Source organism: Mesorhizobium sp. M7A.F.Ca.CA.003.01.2.1, from assembly GCF_003998945.1.
GTDB classification, from domain to species: domain Bacteria; phylum Pseudomonadota; class Alphaproteobacteria; order Rhizobiales; family Rhizobiaceae; genus Mesorhizobium; species Mesorhizobium ciceri.
Genome location: NZ_RZRA01000320.1, coordinates 1 through 5,520, shown reverse-complemented (window position 1 = coordinate 5,520; position 5,520 = coordinate 1). Strand labels below are relative to the sequence as shown.

6 protein-coding genes and 1 pseudogene are annotated in these 5,520 nt (G+C 63.0%); 3 read left to right on the top strand and 4 right to left on the bottom strand.

What is annotated here, in order from left to right; all coding sequences use genetic code 11:
* On the bottom strand, positions 1-692 hold a 692-nt coding region (locus tag EN969_RS14845), incomplete at its 3' end, for an amino acid--tRNA ligase-related protein (RefSeq protein WP_245467443.1).
* 194 nt (positions 693-886) lie between these two features.
* Here EN969_RS14845 and EN969_RS14840 point away from each other — a divergent pair.
* The 3 genes from EN969_RS14840 to rnd all read left to right on the top strand — a co-directional run bounded on the left by EN969_RS14840 (position 887) and on the right by rnd (position 3,802).
* A complete protein-coding gene (locus EN969_RS14840; protein ID WP_024504702.1) occupies positions 887-1,255 on the top strand; it encodes a hypothetical protein in 369 nt (122 codons plus the stop codon).
* Between the two features lie 75 nt (positions 1,256-1,330).
* On the top strand, positions 1,331-2,575 hold the full coding sequence (locus tag EN969_RS14835; RefSeq protein WP_063167752.1) for an MFS transporter: 1,245 nt from the start codon (positions 1,331-1,333) through the stop codon (positions 2,573-2,575).
* Positions 2,576-2,650: 75 nt separating this feature from the next.
* A complete protein-coding gene (gene rnd, locus EN969_RS14830) occupies positions 2,651-3,802 on the top strand; it encodes a ribonuclease D (RefSeq protein WP_063167751.1) in 1,152 nt (383 codons plus the stop codon).
* 55 nt (positions 3,803-3,857) lie between these two features.
* On the opposite strand, the gene EN969_RS14825 is transcribed toward rnd, so the two are convergent.
* The 3 genes and pseudogenes from EN969_RS14825 to EN969_RS14815 form a co-directional block, all read right to left on the bottom strand.
* Positions 3,858-4,277: an MAPEG family protein gene (locus tag EN969_RS14825; RefSeq protein WP_063167750.1), complete on the bottom strand. Its 420-nt coding sequence runs from the start codon at positions 4,275-4,277 to the stop codon at positions 3,858-3,860.
* Between the two features lie 37 nt (positions 4,278-4,314).
* Positions 4,315-4,938, bottom strand: coding sequence for a hypothetical protein (locus EN969_RS14820; protein ID WP_127419209.1), 624 nt, complete (start codon positions 4,936-4,938; stop codon positions 4,315-4,317).
* Positions 4,889-5,520 (bottom strand): annotated as a pseudogene (locus EN969_RS14815) (IMP dehydrogenase); the annotation flags it as partial. The pseudogene EN969_RS14815 and the gene EN969_RS14820, both read right to left, overlap by 50 nt.

Sequence of the window (5,520 nt, the reverse complement as noted above, 5' to 3'; positions counted from 1 at the left end):
GGCAGGCGATCGGCACGCGGGTCCTCGTCGCGGAAGCAGGGCGCGATCTGGAAATAGCGGTCGAAGCCCGACACCATGATCAGCTGCTTATACTGCTGCGGCGCCTGCGGCAGCGCATAGAAGGTGCCGGGATGGATGCGCGACGGCACCAGGAAGTCGCGCGCGCCTTCCGGCGACGACGCGGTCAGGATCGGCGTCGAGAATTCGGTGAAGCCGACCTCGCCCATGCGCTTGCGCATTTCGGCGATGATTTTTGTCCGCGCAATGATGTTCTTGTGCAGCGTCTCGCGGCGCAGGTCGAGAAAACGGTATTTCAGCCTGATATCCTCGGGATAGTCAGGCTCGCCGAACACCGGCAGCGGCAATTCCTTGGCCGCCGACAGCACCTCGATCTCGCGGGCGAAGATCTCGATCTCGCCGGTCGGCAGATTGGCGTTGGTGGTCTCGGGCAAGCGCGCCTTGACCTCGCCGTCGACGCGGATGACCCACTCGCCGCGCACGGTCTCGGCGACCTTGAAGGCAGGCGAATCCGGATCGGCGACGATCTGGGTCAGGCCATAATTGTCGCGCAGGTCGATGAAGAGCAGGCCGCCATGATCGCGCACGCGATGCACCCAGCCGGACAGGCGAACGGTCGAGCCGACGTCGCTCTTCCTCAACTGGGCACAGGTATGGCTGCGGTAACGGTGCATTGTCATTGGTAAAGTCCGGGGTGCTGGGTTGCAGGCCAAGCATCAAGCCCGGCCTCAAAATTTGCGCGAAAAGCGCATGGGAGGCCGGATTTGTCAAGGCAAGCGGCTTCGACAGGACATCCGTTGTAAACTTGGGCGGCACAATGGATAGCGATATCCTCTACCGCTACGTTTACGGCAAATGAGATCAGGATATGCAAAACCAGAAGCTCTTTCTGACACCTCAAGAGCGCAGCCGCATCGTCAACCTGCTTGACGCGGCTCGCATAGACGATTGGGCGCGGTTCAAAGCCCTCTCCGATGGTGACTTTCCGAACGACGAATCGATGCGGGAGCAGTTCGACGGATCGCGGCTCATAATCGACTACGATCGTATCGACCCGGAACAGCAATTCGCTGTTGGCGTAGATCCCGACGGTTTCCGGCTCATCACCGGTCAGTTGCCTCCGCGCGACGATCAACGGCAACAGGTGATCATGACGATCTATAGCAAGAACCTAAACGACGGCCCGTTCATAAGCGTTTGGACCTTCCACGAAGAGTTGGACATATCCTCGCTGTAGTTTGCCGGGAATTGCTGCTGGCGTTGGCCAGGGCGATGGTCCAAGAAGGGATCACCGACACGTGATCGCCTCTTCATGTCCTCCATCCGCCCGATGATCCCGCTTCTTCTCGCCGCAGGCATCCTGCTCGGCGGCAATGGGCTGCAGAGCACGCTGATCGCGCTGCGCGGCGCGCAGGAAGGGTTTTCCGCTTCCGACATAGGCCTGATGGGCACCTTCTACTTCGCCGGCTTCCTGCTCGGCTGCCTAGCCATCACCCGCATCATGAAGGCGGTCGGCCATATCAGGGCATTTTCGGCGCTGGCGGCAATCGCCTCAGTCGGCACCTTGCTCCTGGTGCTGGTCATCGATCCGGTGATGTGGTGCGCGGTGCGTCTTGCCGGCGGCTTCTGCTTCGCCGGGCTGTTCACCATCGTCGAAAGCTGGCTGAATTCCGGCGTCAGCAATCACGATCGGGCACGCGTGCTGGCGATCTACCGGATGGTCGACATCGGTTCGGTGACATCAGCCCAGTTCCTGATCCCGATCTTCGGCGCTGGCGGTTTCGCTATCTTCGCCATCATGTCGATGATGATCACGCTGTCGCTGGTGCCGGTGTCGCTCGGCGACCGCTCCAACCCGACACCACCCGAAGAGGTCAAGCTCGACCTGGCGCGCGTCTGGCGGATTTCGCCGCTGGGCTGCTTCGGCTGCATCGCCGTCGGCGTCACCAACAGCGCCTTTCGCACCTTGTCCCCGGTCTATGCCGAGCAGATCGGCATGTCGGTCGCCGATGTCGTGACCTTCGTCAGCGTCGGCATCTTCGGCGGCGCCATCATCCAGTATCCGCTCGGCTACCTCTCCGACCGCTGGGACCGGCGCCGGGTGCTGCTGATGACGACCTGCTGCGCGATGCTTTCGGCGCTGGCGCTGGTGTTCATCGCCGGTAGCAATCCGCTGCTCAACTTCGTCCTCGTCTTCATCTTCGGCTGTTTCGCCATGCCGCTCTATTCGTTGTCGGCGGCCCACTCCAACGATCGCGCCGACACCGGCGAGTTCGTGCTGATCAACGCGGCGCTGATGCTGTTCTATTCCTTCGGCGCGATCGGCGGCCCGTTCGCCGCCTCGACGGCGATGCAATATTTCGGACCGGGCGCCCTGTTTGTATTCAGCGCGGTGGTCTATGCGATCTTCATCGCTGTCATCCTCTACCGCATGCAGGCTCGGTCCGGCGTGCCGGCGGGCAGGCGCGGCCGCTTCATTGCGCTCCTGCGCACTTCGACGGTTTTCGCGCGGCTGGCCAGGAGAAACGGCGATTCCGACGGTCCGGGAACCTCATGATGGCGGTGCCAAAGCTTGACGAAAGCCCCGGCGGCTGAAATCTAGGAAGACCTTACTCCTGCCAAAAGCGATTTGATGCACGTCATCACCACCCAGAAAGAACTCGAGACCGTTCTCGCCGCTTTCGAAAAGTCGGATTTCGTCACTGTCGACACCGAATTCATTCGAGAAACGACGTTTTGGCCGATCCTGTGCCTGATCCAGATGGCCGCTCCCGGCGTGACGGCACTGATCGATCCGCTGGCTCCCGATATCGACCTGAAGCCGTTCTTCAGGCTGATGGCCAACGAGGCGGTGGTCAAAGTCTTCCACGCCGCGCGGCAGGACATCGAAATCATCGTCCATCTCGGCGATCTGGTTCCGCATCCAGTGTTCGACACGCAAGTGGCGGCGATGGTCTGCGGCTTCGGCGACAGCGTTTCCTACGATCAGCTCGTGCAGCGCATCACCGGCGCGCGGCTCGACAAGTCGTCGCGCTTCACCGACTGGCGCCACCGGCCGCTTTCCGACAAGCAGCTCGACTATGCGCTGGCCGACGTCACCCATCTGATCGAGGTCTATCAGCACCTCAGCGCCGAACTGGCGCGCGAAAACCGCGCCCATTGGCTCAACGAGGAAATGGAGGTGCTGACCTCGCGCGAGACCTATGATCCGCACCCCGAGGACGCCTGGAAACGGCTGAAGATGCGGCTGCGCAAGCCGCAGGAACTGGCGATCGTGCAGGGCGTTGCGGCGTGGCGCGAGCGCGAGGCGCGCGAACGCGACGTGCCGCGCGGCCGCGTGCTGAAGGACGACGCGATCTACGAGGTGGCGCAGCAGGCGCCGCGCGACGCGGCAGCCCTTGGCAAGCTGCGCACGACGCCGAAGGGCTGGGAGCGCTCGTCGACGGCAACGGCGCTGCTCGGCGCGGTCAACACCGCCCTTGCCTTGCCCAAGGAGCAGATGCCGAAACTGCCAAAGAGTTTCCAGCCGCCCGAGGGCTCGAGCGCCGCGGCGGAACTGTTGAAGGTGCTGCTGCGGATCGTCGCCGAAAAGGAAGGCGTCGCGTCCAAGGTGCTGGCCTCCAGCGACGACATCGACCGTATCGCCGCCGAGGGCGAGGACGCCGACGTACCGGCCCTGCAGGGCTGGCGGCGCGCGGTGTTCGGCGAGGCCGCGCTCAAGCTGGTGCGCGGCGAGATCGGCATCAAGTTCGACAAGCGCAAGATTGCGGTGTTCGACCTGTAGACGTCCCTCGCGGACTTTCCTTCTCCCCTTGCGGGAGAAGGAAAAGGTGCTCTGCTCAAACCACGCCGAGCAGGTGTAGGGCGAACCAGATCCATCCCAGCAGGAGAATCACCGCACTGACGAAGAACGAGCGGCTGCGCAGCAGCAGATTGTTGCTGGTCAGGTGAACCCAGGCGTGGAAATAGCGCGATGCGACGAAAATCCACATCAGCGCCAGGGTCAGATAGTTGACGCCGTTGGTCAGGTGCAGCGTCAGGCACAGCACATAGAACAGCACCGGCAGCTCGAACTGGTTGGTGAGATTGGCGGCAACGGTGACGCTGGAGGCCGGCTCGGTCGAACGCACCTTGAACTGAGCTGGCTTCGCCTCGCCTGACCTGATTGCGCCGTATCTGCGGCGACCCAGGACGCAGTAGACGATGTAGATCAGCAGCACATGCGCCAGAACAGGCCAGAAGATCGTGGTCTGGTTCACGAAGTTTCCCCTAGCGGGCTGAGCTTTGCGCGCGGCATCAGGCCAGGCGTTTCTGGCCTGCCAGCCAGAAGGCGGCAATGACGATCACCGGGACGGCGAAAAGCGCGAATTTGGTGACGGTGAGCGCCGAAGCCAAAGACAGCGAGTCCGGATTCGCCGACAGGAAATCGGACAGAAGCCGCGCTACCGCGATGTTCTGGGCGTAGTCGGCAAGCGTGTAGGGCAGCACCAGGACCAGCGCGAAGATCGACTGCAGCTGCACCGGCTGCACGCGGAAAGCCTTCAATCGCCGGCCGGTGGCCAGGATCAGGCTGACCAGCGTCACAGACAGCAGCGCCGGGAACAACAGATCGAAGGTCAGATAGTGCCAGACGAGAATGATCTCGCCGCCGCGCCGGCCGAGTGCCGTCAGCCAGGCCATGCCTTCGTCCGGAGTGAAACCGAAAATACGCATGTCGAGTGATGGCAAGCCGCCGCTCAACGGGCGGAAGTAGAGGAATTCCATAGCCGTCATGGCGATGAAAACCACCGCCGACAGGAAACAGAGTGCGCCTGCGTGGCGCGGCAGCCGCAGGATCGTTGCCGTCAGGCTCCGCCCGAGCCCGTACTGGTCAGGCTCCGCCGGGATAGTTCGGGCTTTCGCGGGTAATCGTGACGTCATGGGCGTGGCTTTCACGAAGTCCGGCATTGGATATGCGCACAAAGGTGGCGCGCTCGCGGAAATCGGCAAGGTCGCGGCCACCAACATAACCCATAGCGGCTTTCAAGCCGCCCGCAAGCTGGTGCAGCACGCCAGACACAGGTCCTTTGTAGGGAACCTGCCCTTCGATGCCTTCCGGGACCAGTTTCAGCGTGTCGCGCACCTCGGCCTGGAAGTAGCGATCGGCCGAGCCGCGGGCCATGGCGCCGACCGAGCCCATGCCGCGATAGGCCTTGAAGGAGCGGCCCTGGTGCAGATAGACCTCGCCCGGGCTTTCGTCGGTTCCGGCCAGCAGCGAGCCGATCATGGCCGCACTGGCGCCTGCGGCGAGCGCCTTGGCCAGATCGCCGGAATATTTGATGCCGCCATCGGCGATCACCGAGACGCCGGATTTGTGCGCCGTCTCGACCGCCGACATGATGGCTGAGAGCTGCGGCACGCAGGCGCTGATCGACGCCGGCATCGATGAGGCGTTCGGCGCGCTCGAAACCGTCATCGCCGACGCTGGTGGCGGCGGCGATGACGGTTTCGAGCGCGCCGAAC

Bases quoted from the DNA above. Each gene is read 5' to 3' on its own strand.
- EN969_RS14840 (WP_024504702.1), top strand. From the start codon at position 887: ATGCAAAACCAGAAGCTCTTTCTGACACCTCAAGAGCGCAGCCGCATC.
- EN969_RS14835 (WP_063167752.1), top strand. From the start codon at position 1,331: ATGTCCTCCATCCGCCCGATGATCCCGCTTCTTCTCGCCGCAGGCATC.
- rnd (WP_063167751.1), top strand. From the start codon at position 2,651: ATGCACGTCATCACCACCCAGAAAGAACTCGAGACCGTTCTCGCCGCT.
- EN969_RS14820 (WP_127419209.1), bottom strand. From the start codon at position 4,938: ATGACGTCACGATTACCCGCGAAAGCCCGAACTATCCCGGCGGAGCCT.